The organism is Burkholderia cenocepacia (genome assembly GCF_900446215.1).
Lineage (GTDB): Bacteria > Pseudomonadota > Gammaproteobacteria > Burkholderiales > Burkholderiaceae > Burkholderia > Burkholderia cenocepacia.
Genome location: NZ_UAQZ01000001.1, coordinates 521,668 through 541,998 on the forward strand (window position 1 = coordinate 521,668; position 20,331 = coordinate 541,998).

At 66.9% G+C, this 20,331-nt stretch carries 19 protein-coding genes and 1 pseudogene; 10 read left to right on the top strand and 10 right to left on the bottom strand.

The window, feature by feature from the left end; translation table 11 throughout:
• Window positions 1-7 precede the first annotated feature (7 nt).
• From DTA15_RS02425 to cysS, 3 genes are all read right to left on the bottom strand, one after another.
• Window positions 8-979 carry an acetyl-CoA carboxylase carboxyltransferase subunit alpha gene (locus tag DTA15_RS02425; RefSeq protein WP_006478433.1) on the bottom strand — a complete coding sequence of 324 codons (972 nt, stop codon included), beginning with the start codon at window positions 977-979 and terminating at the stop codon, window positions 8-10.
• A gap of 103 nt (window positions 980-1,082) precedes the next feature.
• Complete coding sequence (locus tag DTA15_RS02430; RefSeq protein ID WP_006484005.1) at window positions 1,083-1,910, bottom strand: DNA-3-methyladenine glycosylase family protein; 828 nt, start codon at window positions 1,908-1,910, stop codon at window positions 1,083-1,085.
• 43 nt (window positions 1,911-1,953) lie between these two features.
• The gene (cysS, locus tag DTA15_RS02435; protein ID WP_006484007.1) at window positions 1,954-3,351 is read right to left on the bottom strand and encodes a cysteine--tRNA ligase; all 1,398 of its coding nucleotides are present in this window, start codon (window positions 3,349-3,351) and stop codon (window positions 1,954-1,956) included.
• 234 nt (window positions 3,352-3,585) lie between these two features.
• Here cysS and DTA15_RS02445 point away from each other — a divergent pair, with 234 nt between their 5' ends.
• The 4 genes from DTA15_RS02445 to DTA15_RS02460 all read left to right on the top strand — a co-directional run bounded on the left by DTA15_RS02445 (window position 3,586) and on the right by DTA15_RS02460 (window position 6,331).
• Entirely contained in the window at window positions 3,586-4,308 is a 723-nt protein-coding gene (locus DTA15_RS02445) for a tetratricopeptide repeat protein (RefSeq protein ID WP_012492699.1), read from the top strand.
• 39 nt (window positions 4,309-4,347) lie between these two features.
• Complete coding sequence (locus DTA15_RS02450) at window positions 4,348-4,923, top strand: peptidylprolyl isomerase (RefSeq protein ID WP_006484003.1); 576 nt, start codon at window positions 4,348-4,350, stop codon at window positions 4,921-4,923.
• An 88-nt stretch (window positions 4,924-5,011) separates the two neighbouring features.
• Window positions 5,012-5,503 carry a peptidylprolyl isomerase gene (locus tag DTA15_RS02455; protein ID WP_006483987.1) on the top strand — a complete coding sequence of 164 codons (492 nt, stop codon included), beginning with the start codon at window positions 5,012-5,014 and terminating at the stop codon, window positions 5,501-5,503.
• Between the two features lie 27 nt (window positions 5,504-5,530).
• On the top strand, window positions 5,531-6,331 hold the full coding sequence (locus tag DTA15_RS02460; RefSeq protein ID WP_006483982.1) for a UDP-2,3-diacylglucosamine diphosphatase: 801 nt from the start codon (window positions 5,531-5,533) through the stop codon (window positions 6,329-6,331).
• Window positions 6,332-6,389: 58 nt separating this feature from the next.
• Here DTA15_RS02460 and cysE read toward each other — a convergent pair whose 3' ends face one another.
• Both cysE and DTA15_RS02470 read right to left on the bottom strand, forming a co-directional pair.
• The gene (gene cysE, locus DTA15_RS02465) at window positions 6,390-7,163 is read right to left on the bottom strand and encodes a serine O-acetyltransferase (protein WP_012492700.1); all 774 of its coding nucleotides are present in this window, start codon (window positions 7,161-7,163) and stop codon (window positions 6,390-6,392) included.
• Window positions 7,164-7,458: 295 nt separating this feature from the next.
• Complete coding sequence (locus DTA15_RS02470) at window positions 7,459-8,283, bottom strand: RNA methyltransferase (protein ID WP_006483995.1); 825 nt, start codon at window positions 8,281-8,283, stop codon at window positions 7,459-7,461.
• A gap of 282 nt (window positions 8,284-8,565) precedes the next feature.
• On the opposite strand from DTA15_RS02470, the gene DTA15_RS02475 reads away from it, so the two are divergent.
• A complete protein-coding gene (locus tag DTA15_RS02475; RefSeq protein ID WP_006493635.1) occupies window positions 8,566-9,369 on the top strand; it encodes an inositol monophosphatase family protein in 804 nt (267 codons plus the stop codon).
• A gap of 307 nt (window positions 9,370-9,676) precedes the next feature.
• The gene (locus tag DTA15_RS02480; protein ID WP_006483988.1) at window positions 9,677-11,299 is read left to right on the top strand and encodes an NAD(P)/FAD-dependent oxidoreductase; all 1,623 of its coding nucleotides are present in this window, start codon (window positions 9,677-9,679) and stop codon (window positions 11,297-11,299) included.
• Window positions 11,300-11,421: 122 nt separating this feature from the next.
• Here the strand turns inward: DTA15_RS02480 and DTA15_RS02485 are convergent, their stop codons facing one another.
• On the bottom strand, window positions 11,422-11,748 hold the full coding sequence (locus tag DTA15_RS02485) for an EthD family reductase (RefSeq protein ID WP_006484001.1): 327 nt from the start codon (window positions 11,746-11,748) through the stop codon (window positions 11,422-11,424).
• Window positions 11,749-12,104: 356 nt separating this feature from the next.
• On the opposite strand from DTA15_RS02485, the gene mutS reads away from it, so the two are divergent.
• Together mutS and DTA15_RS02500 are read left to right on the top strand one after the other, a co-directional pair.
• A complete protein-coding gene (gene mutS / locus DTA15_RS02495) occupies window positions 12,105-14,762 on the top strand; it encodes a DNA mismatch repair protein MutS (RefSeq protein WP_006493636.1) in 2,658 nt (885 codons plus the stop codon).
• Window positions 14,763-14,766: 4 nt separating this feature from the next.
• Entirely contained in the window at window positions 14,767-16,014 is a 1,248-nt protein-coding gene (locus DTA15_RS02500; RefSeq protein ID WP_006493631.1) for a hypothetical protein, read from the top strand.
• On the opposite strand, the gene DTA15_RS02505 is transcribed toward DTA15_RS02500, so the two are convergent.
• Entirely contained in the window at window positions 15,994-16,536 is a 543-nt protein-coding gene (locus DTA15_RS02505) for an FKBP-type peptidyl-prolyl cis-trans isomerase (protein WP_006487062.1), read from the bottom strand. The genes DTA15_RS02500 and DTA15_RS02505 overlap by 21 nt on opposite strands.
• 32 nt (window positions 16,537-16,568) lie before the next feature.
• Between DTA15_RS02505 and DTA15_RS02510 the strand changes: the two genes are divergently transcribed.
• The gene (locus DTA15_RS02510) at window positions 16,569-17,789 is read left to right on the top strand and encodes a cupin domain-containing protein (RefSeq protein ID WP_006487051.1); all 1,221 of its coding nucleotides are present in this window, start codon (window positions 16,569-16,571) and stop codon (window positions 17,787-17,789) included.
• Window positions 17,790-17,845: 56 nt separating this feature from the next.
• Window positions 17,846-18,092: pseudogene (locus DTA15_RS39410) on the top strand (hypothetical protein).
• Here DTA15_RS39410 and DTA15_RS38480 read toward each other — a convergent pair.
• The 3 genes from DTA15_RS38480 to bamC form a co-directional block, all read right to left on the bottom strand.
• Entirely contained in the window at window positions 18,093-18,296 is a 204-nt protein-coding gene (locus tag DTA15_RS38480; RefSeq protein WP_006487056.1) for a hypothetical protein, read from the bottom strand. It abuts the pseudogene before it with no gap.
• Window positions 18,297-18,397: 101 nt separating this feature from the next.
• Entirely contained in the window at window positions 18,398-19,174 is a 777-nt protein-coding gene (locus tag DTA15_RS02525) for an MBL fold metallo-hydrolase (RefSeq protein WP_006487060.1), read from the bottom strand.
• 4 nt (window positions 19,175-19,178) lie between these two features.
• Window positions 19,179-20,324, bottom strand: a complete 1,146-nt coding sequence (gene bamC / locus DTA15_RS02530) for an NlpB/DapX family lipoprotein (RefSeq protein ID WP_006487057.1) — start codon at window positions 20,322-20,324, stop codon at window positions 19,179-19,181.
• Window positions 20,325-20,331 lie beyond the last annotated feature (7 nt).

Consider the following 20,331-nt stretch of genomic DNA (forward strand, 5'->3'; position numbering starts at 1 on the left):
CAGCCGGTCATGCGCCCGGCGTGGTTTCCTTGAACTTGCCGTAGGCCATCAGGCGCTCGAAGCGACGCTCGCGCAGCGCGTCGATGCTCATGCCCTGGAACTGGCGCAGCGAATCGGCCAGCGCACGGCGCAGCAGCGCGGCCATGCCCTTCGGATCGCGATGCGCGCCGCCGAGCGGCTCGTTGATGATCTTGTCGATCAGGCCAAGCGCCTTCAGACGGTGCGCGGTCAGGCCGAGCGCTTCCGCAGCTTCCGGCGCCTTCGCGGCGCTCTTCCACAGGATCGACGCACAGCCTTCCGGCGAGATCACCGAGTAGGTCGAGAACTGCAGCATCATCACGGTGTCGGCCACCGCGATCGCCAGCGCACCGCCCGAGCCGCCCTCGCCGATCACCGTCGTGATGATTGGCGTCTTCAGCTCGGCCATCACGTACAGGTTGCGGCCGATCGCCTCCGACTGGCCGCGCTCTTCCGCGCCGATACCCGGGTACGCACCCGGCGTGTCGACGAACGTGAAGATCGGCAGCCCGAACTTCTCGGCCAGACGCATCAGCCGTTCGGCCTTGCGATAGCCTTCCGGGCGCGGCATCCCGAAGTTGCGCGCGGCGCGCTCCTTCGTGTCGCGGCCCTTCTGGTGACCGATCACCATGCACGGATGGCCGCCGAAGCGCGCGAGACCGCCGACGATCGACAGGTCGTCCGCGAACGCGCGGTCGCCATGCAGCTCGTGAAAATCGGTAAACAGTTCCGCAACGTAATCGAGCGTGTACGGACGCTGCGGATGCCGCGCGATCTGCGAAACCTGCCATGGCGACAGGTTCGCGTAGAGGTCTTTCGTCAGTTGCTGGCTTTTCTTCGACAGCCGCTCGATTTCTTCCGAAATATCGACAGCCGAGTCGTCCTGCACGAATCGCAGCTCTTCGATCTTGGCCTCGAGTTCGGCGATCGGCTGTTCGAAATCCAGAAACGTGGTCTTCATGTGTTCGAATCCTTGGGTCTTGCGGCAGCGCGTATTCTACCCGCGCGGGCGACGCTCAAAACCGGCTCTCAACTATTGATGTTTAAAACCCGATAGCCGACACTCAGGCGTCGGCGTCGGGCGCATCGAGGCTGCGCCACATGTACCAGGTCGCGACGGTGCGCCACGGCTCCCAGTTGGCCGCAACCTCGCGCGCCTCGCTGCGCGTGACGGGTTCCCCGCTGAAGTAATTGACGCTGATCGCACGGATCAGGCCCGGGTCGTCGAGCGGCAGCACGTCCGGCCGCGACAGGTTGAAGATCAGGAACATCTCGGCCGTCCAGCGGCTGATGCCGCGGATCTGCGTGAGTTCCGCGATCACGTCCTCGTCGTCCATCGACATCCATTTGTCGACGTGCAGCGCCCCCGACACGAAATGCTGCGCGAGATCGAGGATGTATTCCGTCTTGCGCTTCGACAACCCGCACGCGATCAGCTTGTCCGCGCCGAGCCGGATCACCGGCTGCGGTGCGAGTTTCGGACAGGCGTCCTCGATGCGCGCCCACAGCGACTGCGCGGACGGCACCGAAATCTGCTGACCGACGACCGAGCGCGCGAGCGTGACGAACGGGTCGCCGCGCTTCACGAGATGCGCGGGACCGAACTTCGGAATCAGTTTCTTCAGGATCCGGTCGCGCTTGACGAGGTCCGCGCATGCCTTGTCCCAATAGGCAGGACGCACGACGACCTCCTCGCCGTCCGCTTCGGACGCACGTGTCTTGCGGGCCGCGTCGGCGGCCGGCAGCGCGGCCGCCGGCTGCGCATGACCGTTCAGCGCGCCGTTCGGCACGGCGCGCGTCGCGTCCGACTTCGCCGCCGGTACACGCTTGGCTGCCGGACGCGCGGCGACCGGGGTCGCGCGCCTGACCGGCGCTTTTCTGGCCGTTGCCATCTTGCCTCCTACCTGACGGATCGGTCAGTGGAACGCACCGCGCTCATACGCGACGCCATTCGGTCGATCCGCCCGGTTTGTCTTCAAGTGCGATACCGGCTTCGAGCAATTCCGCCCGGATCCGGTCCGCTTCGGCATAGTCCTTCGCTTGCTTCGCCGCGACGCGCGCGGCGATCTTCGCTTCGATCTCGTCGGCCGCGAGCCCGCCCGCCTGCGCGGCGCCCGACGCCTGCTGCAGGAACGCGCGCGGTTCGCGGCCCAGCAGGCCCAGCAGGCCCGCCAGCTGTTTCAGTTGCCGCGCGAGCGACGCGTCGCGCGTGCGATTGACTTCGCCCGCCAGCTCGAACAGCGTCGCCACCGCGACCGGCGTGTTGAAATCGTCGTTCATCGCGGCCGCGAAACGCTGCGCGTGCGGCTCGTTCCAGTCGAGCGCGAGCGTATCGGCGTCGACGTCCTTCAGCGCCGTGTACAGACGCGTGAGCGACGCGCGCGCATCGTCGAGATGCACGTCGCTGTAATTGAGCGGCGAACGATAGTGCGTGCGCACGATGAAGAAGCGCATGACTTCCGCGTCGTAACGCTCGAGCACCTCGCGGATCGTGAAGAAGTTGCCGAGCGATTTCGACATCTTCTCGTTGTCGACCTGCACGAAGCCGTTGTGCATCCAGTAATTGACGAACGTCTCGCCGGTCGCGCCCTCGCTCTGCGCGATCTCGTTCTCGTGGTGCGGGAATTGCAGATCCTGCCCGCCGCCGTGGATGTCGAAATGATTGCCGAGCAGCGAGCAGCCCATCGCCGAGCACTCGATGTGCCAGCCCGGGCGACCCATCCCGTACTTCGACGCCCACGACGCGCCTTCCGGATCTTCCGGCTTCGCACGCTTCCACAGCACGAAATCGAGCGGATCTTCCTTCGCGTCGTTCGCGGCGACGCGCTCGCCCGCGCGCAGATCGTCGAGCGACTTGCCCGACAGCTTCCCGTAGTTCGTGAACTTGCGCACCGAGTAATTGACGTCGCCGTCGCTCGCCTGGTACGCGTAGCCGTTCGTCTCGAGCGTCTCGATCATGCCGAGCATCTGCGGGATGAACTGCGTCGCGCGCGGCTCGATGTCGGGCCGCTGGATGCCCAGCGCGCTTTCGTCCTCGTGCATCGCGCCGATGAAGCGGTCGGTCAGCGACTTGATCGTCTCGCCGTTCTCGACCGCGCGGCGGATGATCTTGTCGTCGATGTCGGTGATGTTGCGCACATACGTGACCCGATAGCCGATCGCACGCAACCAGCGCTGGACGAGGTCGAACACGACCAGCATGCGCGCGTGGCCCACGTGACAATAGTCGTAGACGGTGATCCCGCATACGTACATCCGCACTTCGCCGGACTGGCGCGGCACGAAAACTTGCTTGTCACGCGCGAGCGTGTTGTAGATGCGCAGTGATTCCATAGAGATGAACCGTGAGCCGAAGGAAACCGCCCTGGCGAAGCTCGCCCAGCATGTGAAACGGACGGACCATCTGCTGCGGCGCCAGGCCGCGCGTCCTCGATATCACATGGGGCGGTCAGGCTGCAAGCACAGCGGTGACGGCCACGAGAGGCTAAGAAAGACTGTCTGCCGCTCGCCGGAACGCGCAGACGTTTTGTTAGAATGGCTCGGAGTATAACATTCCGATTTACGCCTATGAAACCTCATCGCGGCCGCGCGCCGAGCGCTGCGACCCTCGTTGCGACCACCGTCATGGGCGTCGCGCTGACGCTTTTCACGGCTCCCGCGGCGCATGCGCAGAAGGCCCCGGCGGTCGCCGACGGCACCCCCGAAATCGACGCGTCGATCGCCGGCAAGCAGTGGAAGCAGGCGCTCGCGCAGCTCGACGCGCGCATCGCGTCGAATCCGCACGACGTGCAGGCGCAGTTCAAGCGCGGCACCGTGCTGGCCCGCCTGAACCGCGACGACGACGCGATCCAGCAGTTCGTCGCGATCACGCAGGCGTACCCCGAACTGCCCGAGCCGTACAACAACCTCGCGGCGCTCTACGCGAAGCACGGCCGCTATGACGAAGCGCGCACCGCGCTCGTCACCGCGACGCAATCGAACCCGAGCTACTCGCTCGCGTACGAGAACCTCGGCGACCTCTACCTGCGGCTCGCTTCCGAATCGTACAAGCGCGCGCAATCGCTCGGCCGCACGAGCGGCGCGACCGCGCAGCGCCTCGCCGATCTCCAGAAGATCGTGTCGCCGCCGAAAGCCGCGCCGAACGCCCGCGCGACGACGCCGGCCACGCGCGCCTACACCGACCGCGCCGCCGCGAACGTGAGCACCACCACGCTGCCGATGTCGCCGACGTTCCAGTTCAACGGTCCGTCGGGCGCACTGGCGGCACCGTACGTCGCGCCGTCGCAATAAGCGGCGCGCCCTTCCTTCCCTCCCAACCTGAGGATCGCAATGAAACGTCTGTTGCTGGCGCTTGGCGGCGCCGCCCTTCTCGCGACCGCGCCCGCGTTCGCGCAAACGGCCACCGCGCACCCCGTCGTGCAGCTGAAGACCTCGCAGGGCGACATCCGCGTCGAGCTCTATCCGGAGAAGGCGCCGAAATCCGTCGCCAACTTCCTCGATTACGTGAAGGCCGGCCAGTACAACGGCACGATCTTCCATCGCGTGATCAAGGGCTTCATGATCCAGGGCGGCGGCTACAAGACCAACTTCGAGGAAAAGCCGACCCGCGCGCCGATCCCGCTGGAAAGCCGCAATGGTCTGAAGAACCTGACCGGCACGATCGCGATGGCGCGCACGAGCGATCCGAATTCGGCCACCGCGCAGTTCTTCATCAATACGGTCGACAACAGCGGCCTCGACTATCCGAACCCGGACGGCAACGGCTACGCGGTGTTCGGCAAGGTCGTGTCGGGCCTCGACGTCGTGAAGAAGATCGAAGGCGTGGCGACGACCTCGCGCGGCCCGATGCAGGACGTGCCGGCGCAACCGGTCGTGATCGAATCGGCGAGCATCGTCTCGAAGTAAGCACCTGCCGGCACGTCCGGCGCCACACGCGGCCGCGTCGCACGACCGGCCGCGTGCCATTTAAACCGCCTCACCGAAGGAATTCATCATGGTTGAACTGCATACGAACCACGGCGTGATCAAGCTCGAACTCGACGCCGCGAAGGCACCGAAGACGGTCGAAAACTTCCTGAACTACGTGAAGAAGGGCCATTACGACGGCACCGTGTTCCACCGCGTGATCAACGGCTTCATGATCCAGGGCGGCGGCTTCGAGCCGGGCCTGAAGCAGAAGCCGACCGACGCGCCGATCGACAACGAGGCGAACAACGGCCTGAAGAACGACAACTACACGATCGCGATGGCGCGCACGAACGATCCGCACTCGGCGACCGCCCAGTTCTTCATCAACGTGAACGACAACGACTTCCTGAACCACTCGTCGCCGACGCCGCAGGGCTGGGGTTACGCGGTGTTCGGCAAGGTCGTCGAGGGCCAGGACGTGGTCGACAAGATCAAGGGCGTCAAGACGGGCAACGCGGGCTTCCATCAGGACGTGCCGACCGACGACGTCGTGATCGAAAAGGCCGTGGTGGTCTGACGCACCAGCCGTTACGGAGGCACTTCGATGTTGCAGGAGAGTCCGCCGCGAAGCGTCTCCGCGGGCGTGCCGGGCGAGCGCGAGTACGCGCAAGCCGCACGCCCGTTCCTGTTTCTCTCCGATCTGCACCTGAGCGAAGCGATTCCGAAGACGGTCGCCGCGTTCGAGCATTTCGTGAAATACACCGCCGACAGCGCCGATTCGGTGTTCATCCTCGGCGACCTGTTCGAATACTGGATCGGCGACGACATCCTCGACGACGATCCGTTCGCCGCGCGCATGGCCGCGCTGATGCACACGTTCTCGGAGCGCGGCATCGCGCTCTACGTGATGCACGGCAACCGCGATTTCCTGCTCGGCCGGCGCTTCATGAAGGCGGCCGGTGCGATGCTGCTGCCCGACCCCTCGCTGATCATGGCGTTCGGCCAGCGCATCGTGCTCGCGCACGGCGACGCGCAATGCACGGCCGATCGCGGCTATCAGTTGTTCCGGCGCGTCGCGCGCAACCGCGTCGCGCAATGGCTGTTTCTCGCGTGGCCGTTCCGCTGGCGCCGCGCGCTCGCGCAGCGCATGCGCTCGAACAGCGAAGCCGGCCGCATGCGCCCCGTGTCAGCAATCTACGACGTCACGCGGGAAGGCGTGGCCGCGCTGTTCCGGAAAAGTCGCGCAAGCGTGATCATTCACGGCCACACGCACCGCCCCGCGCGCCACGCGGAACCGGGCGGAATCCGCTGGGTACTGCCCGACTGGGATCTCGATCACGGCACGCCGCGCGGCGGCTATCTGCGCGTCGACGCGGAAGGCATCCACGCGATGCCGCTCGACTGACGCCACCGCTGCCGCTGTCGTCGCATCGACCGGCAGCCGTGGGCGCCCTGCTCGTTCGTTACATCTGGCGTTCGACCGTCTTGCCTTCCAGCACCGCGGACAGCCTGCGCAGGTCGAGGCGCGCCGCATCGGCGCCCTGCAGCGTTTCCAGATGCGTACCGAGCCGTTCGAGCGCCGCGACGATCTCGTCGACGCGACGGCTTTCCTTCGCCGCGTGATCGATCAGCCCGTGAATCGCAAGCGACATCGGATCGTCGGCGTTCGGCGTGATCCCGTACGCGCAGAATGCCGCGCGCTCGGGTTGCGGCTTCGGCTGCGCCGGCATCACGATGCGCGCCGGGTTGCCGACCGCCGTGCCGCCGGGCGGCACCGGCTTGACGACCACCGCGTTCGAGCCGATCTTCGCGCCCGCGCCCACCGTGAAACCGCCGAGCACCTTCGCGCCAGCGCCGACGATCACGCCGGCCTCGAGCGTCGGATGGCGCTTCGCGCCGCGCGTGAGCGACGTGCCGCCCAGCGTCACGCCCTGATAGATCGTGCAGTCGTCGCCGATGATCGCCGTCTCGCCGATCACGACACCCATGCCGTGATCGATGAACACGCGCCGGCCGATCGTCGCGCCGGGGTGGATCTCGATCCCGGTCAGGAACCGGCCGGCCTGCGACGCGAACCGCGCGAGCCAGTAGCGCTTCGCGCGCCAGCAGGCGTGCGCGAAACGGTGCAGCACGAGCGCATGCAGCCCCGGATAACAGGTCAGCACTTCCCACGCACTGCGAGCGGCGGGATCCCGCTCGCGAATCGTTGCAACGTCTTCGCGCAGTCTCGTGAACATGATGTGATCTGGGAAAAGGCCGGCGCGCATCGCCGGCAATGCCGGCCGTTATCGCGCCGGGTAATTTGCTTATGACGTCCGGCGATTGTAGGGCCAGTCGCGCGCCGCCGCACGCGGTCGCGCGTTCACCCCGCCACCGGCGCGGGTATTCGGCCGGGACGGGTTTCCGGGGAGGCCCGTCGGGCGAAACTGCAGGGTTCGTCGCTTCCGGCGGATCACCGCATGGCCTGCCCGCCACCCACCACCCGCCGCATCCGTCGGACGCCCCGCACCCCGCGATCAGCGCGCCGGCCGCTTACGCGTCGCCGCCCGGTTTGCCCGACTTCAGCAGGATGTGCTTCGCGACGCCGCGCAGGATGTTGACCTCCTCGCGCTCGAGGCCCGTGCGCGCGAACAGCCGCCGCAGCCGCGGCATCAGCTTCTTCGGGTTGCGCGGATCGAGGAAGTCGAGCGCGATCAGCGCATGCTCGAGGTGCACGTACATCCGCTCGATCTCGTCGCTCTGCGCGAGCGTGCCGGCTTCGGCCGGCGGTTGCGCCGACGGCTCGCTCGCCTGCTCGAGAAACGCGACGCGCAACTCGTACGCGAGCACCTGCACGGCCTGCGCGAGGTTCAGCGAACTGTAGGCCGGATTCGCCGGAATGTGCGCGAGCGCGCTGCACTGCTCGACATGCTCGTTCGCGAGACCCGTACGCTCGTTGCCGAACACGAGCGCGATGTCGCCCGTGCCGACCTGCGCGCTCGCCTGCGCGGCGGCCGCGCGCGGCGCGAGCCGCGGCGGCCCGTATTCGCGCGTACGCGCGGTCAGCGCGATCGACCAGTGCACGCCGGACAGCGCTTCGCCGAGCGTCGACACGACATGCGCGGACGCGAGGACGTCGTCCGCGCCGCTGGCCATCGCGATCGCCTCCGGATCGCTCTGCACGTGCGGCACGCGCGGTGCGACCAGCACGAGGCGCGAGAAGCCCATCGTCTTCAGCGCGCGGGCGGCCGCCCCGACGTTGCCGGGATGGCTCGGCTCGACGAGCACGAAGCGGGTGGACGTGAAGCCGCCGGACGGCGGCGGGGACGAGGCCGCGCCCGATTCGGACGGCGCGGCGGTGTTCTGCGGGGTTTCCACTACGAGACGACTCGGTTCATCAGAATGGCCGTATGGTATCGCCATCGCTCCCGCAAACCCACTCGTCCGGATGGCCAGTGGGGGTTTCCCCGCATTCCGGTCGCCTGAAACCACCAAAAATCGGGTAAAATCATGCCTTTACGCGTTGCGCCGCGGCGCAGCGCGGGTCGTACCCCGCTCTTTGTCAATTCGCGTCTCACCTCGCCCCGGCACGCTTGCGCCGTTCCGGGCGGTTGTCCCACTTCGTGGCGGCCCGTGCCGCCGGCTACAGGATCCAGGCTCATGCATCCCATGCTCAACATTGCTGTCAAGGCTGCGCGCCGCGCCGGACAGATCATCAATCGCGCGTCCCTCGATCTCGACCTGATCGAGATCCGCAAGAAGCAGCAGAACGACTTCGTCACCGAAGTGGACAAGGCCGCCGAAGACGCGATCATCGAGACGCTGAAGACCGCCTACCCCGACCACGCGATCCTCGCGGAGGAATCGGGCGAATCCGACAACGAATCCGAATTCAAGTGGATCATCGATCCGCTCGACGGCACGACCAACTTCATCCACGGCTTCCCGTATTACTGCGTATCGATCGCGCTCGAGCACAAGGGCGTCGTCACGCAGGCCGTCGTCTACGATCCGAACAAGAACGACCTGTTCACGGCCACCCGCGGCCGCGGCGCATACCTGAACGACCGCCGCATCCGCGTCGGCCGCCGCGACCGCCTGGCAGACGCACTGGTCGGCACGGGCTTCCCGTTCCGCGAGAAGGACGGCCTCGACGCCTACGCGCGCCTCTTCACCGAAATGACGCAGGCCTGCACGGGCCTGCGCCGTCCGGGCGCGGCGGCGCTCGATCTCGCGAACGTCGCGGCCGGCCGCCTCGACGCGTTCTTCGAGCAAGGCATCAACGTGTGGGACATGGCAGCGGGCAGCCTGCTGATCACCGAGGCCGGCGGCCTCGTCGGGAACTACACGGGCGACGCCGATTTCCTGCATCGCCACGAGATCGTCGCCGCGAACCCGAAGATCTACGCGCAGATGATCCCGATCCTGAACCGCTACAGCCGCGTGCATCCGGCAGCGGAGTAAGCCCGGGCCGCGCCCGCGTGGCGCGGCTTTCGCGCAAACCGCTCGCAGGCATCGTCACGCTGGCGCGCCGATCGCCCCGGAACGCGGGACAATCTTCCGTGCACACGGGTCGCTTCGTGCGCCTATCCTGAAGTTGCCCGAGTTGCCTGGGGCCGGCCGGCGTATCGCCGCCCGCGCCGCTGGTCGCGCAATGCCAGCGAAGGGTTTGCGTCCGGCATGCCCGCGCGGCGACAACGCCGCCGCCGGCATGCCGGCCCCGCCTGTATCAACACCGCCACGGCGCCGTGGCAATCGCATCCGAGTCCTCATGTTACGGCTAAGCGAAATTAAACTCCCCCTCGACCACCCCGAGAGCGCGCTCGAGGCCGCGATTCGCGCGCGCCTCGCGGAGCTTGGCGTGGCGGCAGACGGGCTGCTCCGTTACACCGTGTTCCGCCGCGCGCACGACGCGCGCAAGCGCGCGGACATCAAGCTCACGTACATCGTCGATGTCGAAGTCAAGGACGAAGCGGCCGCGCTCAAGCGCATCGCCGGCAAGCCGCATTGCGGCGTGACGCCCGACATGGCGTACCACTTCGTCACGAAGGCGCCCGAACACGCCGATTTCCTGCGCCCGGTCGTGATCGGCATGGGGCCGTGCGGCCTGTTCGCGGGGCTGATCCTCGCGCAGATGGGGTTCCGTCCCATCATCCTCGAACGCGGCAAGGCCGTGCGCGAACGCACCAAGGACACGTTCGGCCTGTGGCGCAAGAGCGTGCTCAATCCCGAATCCAACGTGCAGTTCGGCGAAGGCGGCGCAGGGACGTTTTCCGACGGCAAGCTGTACAGCCAGATCAAGGATCCGAACCACTATGGCCGCAAGGTGCTCGACGAATTCGTCAAGGCCGGCGCGCCCGAGGACATCCTGTACCTGAGCCGCCCGCACATCGGCACGTTCCGCCTCGTCAGCATGGTGGAAAAAATGCGCGCGTCGATCCACGAACTCGGCGGCGAAGTGCGCTTCGAAACCCGTGTCGACGACATCGAAATCGACCAGGGCAAGGTGCGCGCGCTCAAGCTGTCGAACGGGGAAACGCTGCGGTGCGACCGCGTGGTGCTGGCCGTGGGCCACAGCGCGCGCGACACGTTCCAGATGCTGCACGACCGCGGCGTCTATATCGAAGCGAAACCGTTCTCGCTCGGTTTCCGCATCGAGCATCCGCAGGGGTTGATCGACCGCAGCCGCTTCGGCAAGTTCGCGGGTCACAAGCAGCTCGGCGCGGCCGACTACAAGGTGGTCCACCACTGCAGCAACGGGCGCGCGGTCTACAGCTTCTGCATGTGCCCGGGCGGCACGGTGGTCGCCGCGACCTCGGAGCCGGGCCGCGTGGTTACCAACGGGATGAGCCAGTATTCCCGTGCCGAGCGCAATGCGAATGCGGGCATCGTCGTCGGCATCACGCCGGACGACTATCCGGGCGGCCCGCTCGCCGGCATCGCGTTCCAGCGCAAATGGGAGGAACGCGCGTTCGAACTCGGCGGCGGCGATTACCGCGCGCCGGGCCAGCTGGTCGGCGATTTCATCGCGGGCCGGCCGTCGACGTCGCTGGGCTCCGTGGAGCCGTCGTACAAGCCCGGCGTGAATCCGACCGACCTCAGCACCGCGCTGCCGGACTACGTGATCGAAGCGATCCGCGAGGCGCTGCCCGAGATCGACAAGAAGATCGCCGGCTTCGCGATGCACGACGCCGTGCTCACCGGCGTGGAGACACGCACGTCATCGCCGATCCGGATTCGCCGGAAGGACGACTACCAGAGCATGAACGTCGAAGGCCTGTATCCGGCCGGCGAAGGCGCCGGCTATGCGGGCGGCATCTATTCGGCCGCGATCGACGGTATCGAAGTCGCGCAAGCGGTGGCGCTCAGCCTGATGTCGGGACACGCGTCCTGAACTGCGGGACAGGGCCGGCGCACGCAGGTCGGTGACCTGGGCGCGGCCGGCCTGCCTGCGCCGCGACAGCCCGGGCGCCACGCCATACGCGGGTGCGGTGCCGGGCGATAGCCGAGCCTCGGTCAGTCTTCCGAACGCTCCACGACCACCTCGCTGATTTGCAGCACCGGTTGTATATCCGTGTAATTGGCGATGTCGGCCATGATCTCCTGCGCGTGCGGGTCGCGGGCTGCCTGGAAAGCTTCGACGGACGTACAGACGAAGTCACACTTGGCCACGTAAACCGGGTCGGCGCCAGGCGCACCGCCTGCGATGCCCTTGTCCACCGTGTAGTACAGACATGCCGCGCCGAGTCGCTGTTTCACCATCGGCATATGCGTCTCGCGGTAGTACGCATGGTCGAATCGCGCGCCTGCGGTGTACGGATACATGACACTGACTTTGATCATCGGATTGGTTCTCCTGTTGCGGCACGGTAATCGAGGCGCCGCCGCCCGCGAGACGAGGCCGAGGTCGCCGATACAGGCATGGCCGGCCGACCTTTGCTCCGGAATCGGTGTACTCGTTCTTGCGATTGTAAGCACCGGTGAACCCGTCTTGCCAGTTCGGTGGCAACGGGTGCCCCATGATGCCGCAGCGGCTCGGCGCTGTCAGATGCTTTGTAGGTCGGTAGCCGGGAGAAGCCGTCTTTCAAATCGCGACTGCCCGGCACCACCGGCAATCGGCCGAATGGCCAACTTCGCACGTTCACGTCGACGCCACTGGTAAACTCGGGCAACCCAAGCAACAACTTCATGCCTGACCTATGACCACGCTGTCGCCCGAGGCCTTTGCCGGCCACACCCCGATGATGCAGCAGTACCTGCGCATCAAGGCCGATCATCCGGACACGCTCGTCTTCTACCGGATGGGCGACTTCTACGAGTTGTTCTTCGAGGATGCGGAAAAAGCGGCGCGCCTGCTCGACCTGACCCTCACGCAGCGCGGCGCGTCGGCCGGCACACCGATCAAGATGGCCGGCGTCCCGCATCACGCGGTCGAGCAATACCTGGCGAAGCTCGTGAAGATGGGCGAATCGGTCGCGATCTGCGAGCAGATCGGCGATCCGGCCACGTCGAAGGGCCCGGTCGAACGCAAGGTCGTGCGCGTCGTCACGCCCGGCACGCTGACCGATGCCGCGCTGCTGTCCGACAAGAACGACGTCTACCTGCTCGCGATGTGCACCGGCCACAACAAGCGTGGCGTCGCGGTCAATATCGGCCTCGCATGGCTGAACCTCGCGAGCGGCGCATTGCGGCTCGCCGAAATCGAGTCCGAGCAGCTTGCCGCCGCGCTCGAACGCATCCGGCCGGCCGAAATCCTGACGCCGGACGGTGCAACCGACGCCATTCCGGCCGGCGCGGGCGCCAGCAAGCGCGTGCCGGCCTGGCACTTCGACATCGCGTCGGGCACGCAGCGCCTGTGCGACCAGCTCGATGTCGCGAGCCTCGACGGATTCGGCGCGCATTCGCTGACGAGCGCGTGCGGCGCGGCCGGCGCGCTGCTGCTCTATGCCGCGGCCACGCAAGGCCAGCAACTGCGGCACGTGCGCAGCCTGAAGGTCGAGAACGAAACCGAATACATCGGGCTCGACCCGGCCACGCGCCGCAACCTCGAATTGACCGAGACGCTGCGCGGCACCGAGTCGCCCACGCTGTATTCGCTGCTCGACACCTGCTGCACGACGATGGGCAGCCGTCTGCTGCGTCACTGGCTGCATCACCCGCCGCGTGCGTCGGTCGCCGCGCAGTCGCGCCAGCAGGCGATCGGCGCGCTGCTCGACGCGCCGGCCAACGCGAGCCTCGATGCGCTGCGCAGCGCGCTGCGCCAGATCGCCGACGTCGAACGGATCACCGGGCGGCTCGCGCTGCTGTCCGCGCGCCCGCGCGACCTGTCGAGCCTGCGCGACACGTTCGCCGCGCTGCCGGCGCTGCGCGAGCGCATCAGCGCGATCGTCGCGAACGCCGATGCGCTCGCGCGCGTCGACGCGGCGCTCGCGCCGCCCGCCGAATGCCTCGACCTGCTGACGAGCGCGATCGCCACCGAGCCGGCCGCGATGGTGCGCGACGGCGGCGTGATCGCGCGCGGCTACGATGCCGAGCTCGACGAGCTGCGCGACATTTCGGAGAACTGCGGTCAGTTCCTGATCGATCTCGAAGCGCGCGAGCGCGCGCGCACCGGCATCGCGAACCTGCGTGTCGAATACAACAAGGTGCACGGCTTCTACATCGAGGTCACGCGCGGCCAGACCGACAAGGTGCCCGACGATTACCGCCGCCGCCAGACGCTGAAGAACGCCGAGCGCTACATCACGCCGGAACTGAAGACCTTCGAGGACAAGGCGCTGTCCGCGCAGGAACGCGCGTTGGCGCGCGAGCGCGCGCTGTACGACTCGGTGCTGCAGGCGCTGCTGCCGTTCATCCCCGAATGCCAGCGCGTCGCCTCGGCCCTCGCCGAGCTCGACCTGCTCGCCGCCTTCGCCGAACGCGCACGCGCGCTCGACTGGGTCGCGCCGACCTTCACCGACGAGATCGGCATCGAAATCGAACAGGGTCGCCATCCGGTCGTCGAAGCGCAGGTCGAGCAGTTCATCGCGAACGACTGCCGGTTCGGTCCCGAACGCAAGCTGCTGTTGATCACCGGGCCGAACATGGGTGGTAAGTCGACGTTCATGCGGCAGACCGCGCTGATCGCGCTGATGGCGTACGTCGGCAGCTACGTGCCGGCGAAGTCGGCCTGCTTCGGCCCGATCGACCGGATCTTCACGCGCATCGGCGCGGCCGACGATCTCGCGGGCGGCCGCTCGACCTTCATGGTCGAGATGACCGAAGCCGCGGCGATCCTCAACGACGCGACGCCGCAAAGCCTCGTGCTGATGGACGAGATCGGCCGCGGCACGTCGACCTTCGACGGCCTTGCGCTCGCCTGGGCCATCGCGCGCCACCTGCTGGCGCACAACGCGTGCTACACGCTGTTCGCGACGCACTACTTCGAGCTGACGCAACTGCCGGCCGAGTTCCCGCAAGCGGCGAACGTCCATCTGTCGGCCGTCGAGCACGGCCACGGCATCGTGTTCCTGCACGCGGTGAACGAGGGCCCGGCGAACCAGAGCTACGGCCTTCAGGTCGCGCAGCTCGCGGGCGTCCCGGCACCGGTGATCCGCGCCGCGCGCAAGCACCTCGCGTATCTCGAACAGCAGTCGGCGTCCCAGCACACGCCGCAACTCGACCTGTTCAGCGCGCCGCCGGCGGCAATCGACGACCTCGAATGCGCGGACGCGCCGGCGCTGCCCGACACGCCACATCCGGCGCTCGAAAAGCTGCGCGACATCGATCCCGACGATCTCAAGCCGCGCGAGGCGCTCGACCTGCTGTACGAGCTGCGCACGCTGGTCCGGTCGCACGATGCCGACGGGCACGCGTAAGCGCATGCCGCGGGGCCTGCCAGCCCGCGCCGCCGCCGCGCTCGTCACGGCGGCGCTTGCCTTCGCGCAGGCGGATGCGCTGGCCGCGCCACCCAAGCGCAGCGCGGCACCCTACTCGTTCGCCGTCGTGTCGGGCGTCATCAACGTCCCGGCCGACGAGCCGGCCGCGCAGCGGCTGCTCGATGCGATCGCACGCGAACGCAACCTCGCGTTCGTCGTCTACGCGGGCGATCTCAAAGGCTCGAAGGAAGCATGCCGCGACGCGCTGTATTCGCAGCGCGGCGCGATCCTGGATTCAGCACGCGTGCCGCTCGTGTTCATTCCCGGCCACGACGACTGGATCGCCTGCAACACGGCGGCCGGCGGCGGCTACGACCCGGTCGAGCGGCTCGATTTCCTGCGACAGACGCTGCTCGCCGATTCGGCGCTGCCCGACCCCGGTGCGCTGCAGATCACGCGCGAGAGCGAAGTCGCGCGGTTCCGGCCGTATCGCGAGAACGCACGCTGGATGCGCGACGACATCGTCTACGTCGCCCTCAATGCACCGGCGCCGAACAATCATTATTTGACGGCGGGCGGCCGCAACGGCGAATTCGAGGATCGCATCATCGCGAACGGCTTCTGGATCGACCACGCAGCCGAATATGCGAAGCGGCGCGAGGCGCGCGCGATGGTGGTGATTTTCGAAGGCGATCCACAGTTCGAACGCTATGAACGCGCGGAGCGCTTCGCGTGGCTGCGTTTCAACCGGCCGCGCGTGCGCGACGGCTTCCGTGAGCTGAAACGAACGCTGGTGAAGGCGGCGGCGACATTCCGCGGCCCGATCCTGGTGATGCATGCGAGCGGCGAACCGCTGGCGAACGGCTTTCTGATCGATCGTCCGCTGCATGCCGACGACGGTGAACTGGTAGGAAACGTGACGCGCGTCGCGATCGGACCGCGCCATCCGGCGAATCAGTGGGTGAAGGTGAGCGTCTCGCCGGCGCGGCAGACGATCTTCAACGTGAGCCTCCAGGAGGTGCCGAAGAACCTGCCGTTGCCGCCCACGCTGCCGCTCGTGCCGCGCGACGACGTGCCGCTGCCGCAGATGCCGGAAATTCCTGCGCTGCCGGCGCTGCCCGACTCGTCGTCGGTCGCGCCGCCGCTGCAGGGCGACGGCGCCGCACCGGGCGGCGCGTCGTGGCCGGCACCGCCTCCCGCATCGGGGCCGGCGCCGGGCCTGCCGGCAAGCTCAGTGCAGGGTACGCCCTGACGGCGCTTCGCCGTCTTCGTCGTCGTCCTCGTCGATGATCTCGAGCCCTTCCGCGCCATGCGCGTGCTCGTGCTCGATTTCGTCTTCGGTGGCTTCGCGGACGTCCTTCACGGTCAGCGCGAAACGCAGCGCCATGCCGGCCAGCGGGTGATTGCCGTCGAGCACGACCTTGTCTTCGGCGATATCGGTGACCGTGTAGATCAGCGAGTCGACTTCCTCGTCACCGTCTTCCGGCGTGCCTTCGAACTGCATGCCGACCTCGAGGGGCTCGGGAAAACGGTCGCGCGGCTCGATCTTCACGAGTTCGGGATCGTAGTCGCCGAACGCGTCCTGCGGCTCGAGCTGAACCTGTGCTTGATAGCCCGCCTCGTGGCCGTCGAGCTGTTCCTCGATCTTGGGGAACGTGCCATGATAGCCGCCGTGCAGATAGACCATCGGCTCGTCGCTTTCCTCGATCAGATTGCCCTGTGCGTCCGACAGCTTGTAAGTGACCGACACGACGGTGTTTTTTGCGATTTTCATCCAATTCTCCCAAATACAAGTCTCATTATACGATGCGCAACCGGTCTCAAGCCGAACCGCGGGATGCCGCTGCCGCCCCGCTCGGCGCGCCGCCTTCCGATCTTCCCACGCCGCTGCTCGGCGGCCTCACGCCGGCGCAATTCATGCGCGGCTACTGGCAAAAGAAGCCGCTGCTGATCCGCCAGGCGATCCCCGGCGTCACGTCGCCGGTCACGCGCGATGCATTATTCGAGCTCGCCGCCGACTATGACGCGGAATCGCGATTGATCACCCATTTTCGTAACAAGTGGCAACTGGCGCACGGTCCGTTCGAGCCCGATTCGCTGCCTTCGGTCACGCGCAAATCCTGGACCCTGCTCGTGCAGGGGCTCGACCTGCACGTCGACGCCGCGCGCGCGTTGCTCGACCGCTTCCGTTTCATCCCCGACGCGCGGCTGGACGACCTGATGATCTCGTATGCGACCGACGGCGGCGGCGTCGGCCCGCACTTCGATTCGTATGACGTATTCCTGCTGCAGGTCGAAGGCCGGCGCCGCTGGCGGGTCGGCGCGCAGAAGGATCTGTCGCTGCAGCCGGACGTGCCGCTGAAGATCCTCGAAAACTTCGAGCCGAGCGACGAATGGGTGCTGGAACCCGGCGACATGCTGTACCTGCCGCCGCACATCGCGCACGATGGCGTCGCCGAAGGCGAATGCATGACCTGCTCGATCGGCTTCCGGGCCCCGTCCGTCGGCGAGCTGGGCGCCCAGTTCCTGTACTACCTCGCGGAGCGCGGCGGCCTGCGCGACGCGAACGGGGACGACCTCTACCGCGATCCGAAGCAGCCGGCCGTCGACGCGCCCGCGCAACTGCCGCCGGCCATGGTCGAACGTGTCGCCGAGATCGTCGATGCGATCCGCTGGCGCAAGCGCGACGTCGCCGAATTCCTCGGCTGCTACCTGAGCGAGCCCAAATCCAACGTCGTTTTCGACCCGCCCGAGCGTCCGCTGTCCGAAGCCGCGTTCGTCACGCAAGCGTCACGCCGTGGCGTGTGTCTCGACAGAAGGGCCGCATTGATGTATAACGCGCGCTCGTACTTCATTAATGGCGAGGAAGGACCGCTCGAGCAAGCCGGTGAATGGCTGCCCGAACTGGCCAATCAACGCCAGATGGAGGCGAAACGGTTTGTAACACTATCCCGGGTTCCTTCAATGACAGCCTTGTTGCACGAGTGGTATCGTGCGGGCTGGATACGGGTCGGAAACCGGAATTAGTGTGAGTCGCCCCGTATGCCCGTACAGATCAAATTCTGTATGGGAAAGACAACGTATTGACCCCGCATTTGTCGACGGTCGATAGGAAAGTGCATATAATTTCCGCCCAAGCCGTAGGGAAGATTCACGCTCTAAGAAGTGCATCTCCACCAGCGGCCCAGGTCGGTGTTGGAGCACATTACCGGTATTGTTTCGCGCTGTTGCTTACCTTTAACCATAAAAGGACGTGATCATGAAGAAATCCCTCCTCGTAGCTTCCCTGTTGGCTGCTGTTGCACTGGCTGCTTGCAACAAGAGCGCTGATCAAGCTGCTTCGTCGGCTGCAAGCGACGCGGCTGCTGCTGCTTCGTCGGCTGCTTCGGCAGTTGCTGGTGCTGCGAGCGACGCTTCGGCTGCTGCTTCGTCGGCAACGGCTGCTGCGAGCGACGCTGCTGCTGCAGTGGCGTCGGCTGCTTCGGCAGCGACGGCTGCTCCGGCTTCGGGCGCAAGCCAGTAAGCCTTCAGCATCAGCTGAAAAAAACCGGCCCGAGGGCCGGTTTTTTTACGTCTGCCGCTTTCGAATCGAGCACCCGGCAGCCGTGTCGAGCCGCCGCGGCGGCCCTCCCCCGCTATCCGAGCATCAGCCAGTCGAAGCCCGCGTCCTGCGAGGCCACGATCACGTCTTCCCCGTCCGTCCCGAGCACACCGCCAAACGCCTGGCGGGCCAGTTCTGGCAGGTTGTTCTGCTGGCTCAGATGGGCCGCCACCAGGTGCTGGAGACGGCTGCGTTCGAGCGACGCGAGAATCTCGGCCGCCGCGTCGTTGCTCAGGTGGCCGTGGTTGCCGCCGATCCGCGCCTTCAGCGACTGCGGATAGCGGCTGGCGGCCAGCATCGCGGTATCGTGGTTGGATTCGAGCACCAGCGCGTCACAGCCGCTCAGGACGGCCGTGATGTGCGGCGTGGCCATCCCGACGTCCGTCAGCACGCCGAGCCGGCGGTTTCCGTCCATGAAGACGAACTGGAGCGGCTCCCGCGCGTCGTGGGGGACCGTATAGGGCATCACGGCCAGATCGCGTATCGCGGCCGTCTCGTCGCCCCACAGCACGTGAAGATCGACATCGGCCTCGTCCGCGCCGACCGCGCGGGCGGTGCCCCAGCTCATGTAGAGCGGCAGCGACGCGCGGCGCGCGAGCGTCAGCGCGCTGCCGACGTGGTCGCTGTGTTCATGGGTAATGAGGATCGCGTCGAGATCGGCGACGCCGAGATTCAGTCGGCCGAGCCGGCGCTCGACCTCCTTGGCGGAAAAGCCGCAGTCGAGCAGCACACGGGTGGTCGTCGTGCCGCTCGAGGCCTCGACGACCAGCGCGTTGCCTTCGCTGCCGCTTCCGAGGCTGGCGAATCGCACGCGCTCAGTTCAGCTGCGCGTGCAGCAGCGAAATGAGCCGCTGCGCGTCCGACGAGTTGTCGATCTGGCCATTCGCGCCGACCACCGCGACCTGCGTGCCGCCATTGCCCTGTGCACGCACGTTGATCAGATATTCCTTGCCGGGCTTGGCTGCCGACGGGCCGCCGTAGAACAGCTTGCCGAACAGGCCGTCACGCTTGAGCTCTTCCATCGAATTCGCGTAGCGCACGGTGTACACGCCCTTCTCGCGATCGCGATTGTCGACCGTGAAGTTGGTCCGGTCGAGCGCCAGGCCCACGCGCAGCCACGCGCGGTCGAACGACTCGGCCAGCTGCAGCGTCGCCGCGCCGCCGCTCGTATCGCTGACCTGCGCCGGCGCCGTCGCGGGACGCGCATCGGTCAACAGCTGCTTCGCCTGCGCGTCGGTCAGGCCGAACTTCTGCATCAGCTTCGACAGGAACACGGCTTCGAGCACCGGATTGCGCGGACGCTCTTCCCAGCGCGACGACGTGCCGCCCTGCGGGCCGACCATCATTTCTTCCATCGCGCTGTGCGTGATCGAGATGTCGGTGTTGCCGTCCGACGTGCGGTTCACGAGCGTGCGGAAGCGGTCGCGCGTGCCCGACGAATACGCGAAATCGATGACCCGGCCGATCGTGCGGCGGAACCAGTCGTCCGGAATGTTCGCGCGGTTCTCGGCCCAGTCGGTGGCCATGATGCCCGTCGACGGCGCATCGGTCTTCAGCGAGAAGCCGTTCTCCTGCCAGAATTCCTTCAGGATCGGCCACAGCTGCTCGGGCGTGCGGCCGTCGACGACGAGCCAGCGGCGATCGCCGTCGCGCTCGATATGCATGCCAAGCGGATCCTGCGCGCTCGGGATGCCGTCGGTCGCATTGCCTGCTTGCGTCGTGGCCCGCGGCGGCAGCGTGCCGAGCCCGGCGTTGGTCGGCGGCGCGACGAACTGCTGCGTCGTCGGGACCGGCTTCAGGTCGCTCGGCACCGCGAGCGGCGGCGCCGACCCGGTGTTCTTGTAGTTGACCCGGTCAGGAGCCAGGTAGTCGTTCAGCGTATCGCAGCCAGCGAGCGCGCCCAGCGCCAGCGCCACCACCGACAGCTGGATGGCGCGAGAGGAAAAGGCGAAACGTTTCATGAAATCC

Excerpts from the sequence above, each read along its gene's own strand:
- DTA15_RS02510 (WP_006487051.1), top strand. The coding sequence starts at position 16,569 with ATGCGCAACCGGTCTCAAGCCGAACCGCGGGATGCCGCTGCCGCCCCG.
- DTA15_RS02430 (WP_006484005.1), bottom strand. The coding sequence starts at position 1,910 with ATGGCAACGGCCAGAAAAGCGCCGGTCAGGCGCGCGACCCCGGTCGCC.
- DTA15_RS02500 (WP_006493631.1), top strand. The coding sequence starts at position 14,767 with ATGCCGCGGGGCCTGCCAGCCCGCGCCGCCGCCGCGCTCGTCACGGCG.
- DTA15_RS02480 (WP_006483988.1), top strand. The coding sequence starts at position 9,677 with ATGTTACGGCTAAGCGAAATTAAACTCCCCCTCGACCACCCCGAGAGC.
- mutS (WP_006493636.1), top strand. The coding sequence starts at position 12,105 with ATGACCACGCTGTCGCCCGAGGCCTTTGCCGGCCACACCCCGATGATG.
- DTA15_RS02460 (WP_006483982.1), top strand. The coding sequence starts at position 5,531 with ATGTTGCAGGAGAGTCCGCCGCGAAGCGTCTCCGCGGGCGTGCCGGGC.
- DTA15_RS02485 (WP_006484001.1), bottom strand. The coding sequence starts at position 11,748 with ATGATCAAAGTCAGTGTCATGTATCCGTACACCGCAGGCGCGCGATTC.
- DTA15_RS02505 (WP_006487062.1), bottom strand. The coding sequence starts at position 16,536 with ATGAAAATCGCAAAAAACACCGTCGTGTCGGTCACTTACAAGCTGTCG.
- DTA15_RS02445 (WP_012492699.1), top strand. The coding sequence starts at position 3,586 with ATGAAACCTCATCGCGGCCGCGCGCCGAGCGCTGCGACCCTCGTTGCG.
- DTA15_RS02475 (WP_006493635.1), top strand. The coding sequence starts at position 8,566 with ATGCATCCCATGCTCAACATTGCTGTCAAGGCTGCGCGCCGCGCCGGA.
- cysE (WP_012492700.1), bottom strand. The coding sequence starts at position 7,163 with ATGTTCACGAGACTGCGCGAAGACGTTGCAACGATTCGCGAGCGGGAT.
- cysS (WP_006484007.1), bottom strand. The coding sequence starts at position 3,351 with ATGGAATCACTGCGCATCTACAACACGCTCGCGCGTGACAAGCAAGTT.
- DTA15_RS02425 (WP_006478433.1), bottom strand. The coding sequence starts at position 979 with ATGAAGACCACGTTTCTGGATTTCGAACAGCCGATCGCCGAACTCGAG.
- bamC (WP_006487057.1), bottom strand. The coding sequence starts at position 20,324 with ATGAAACGTTTCGCCTTTTCCTCTCGCGCCATCCAGCTGTCGGTGGTG.
- DTA15_RS02455 (WP_006483987.1), top strand. The coding sequence starts at position 5,012 with ATGGTTGAACTGCATACGAACCACGGCGTGATCAAGCTCGAACTCGAC.
- DTA15_RS02450 (WP_006484003.1), top strand. The coding sequence starts at position 4,348 with ATGAAACGTCTGTTGCTGGCGCTTGGCGGCGCCGCCCTTCTCGCGACC.
- DTA15_RS38480 (WP_006487056.1), bottom strand. The coding sequence starts at position 18,296 with ATGCTGAAGGCTTACTGGCTTGCGCCCGAAGCCGGAGCAGCCGTCGCT.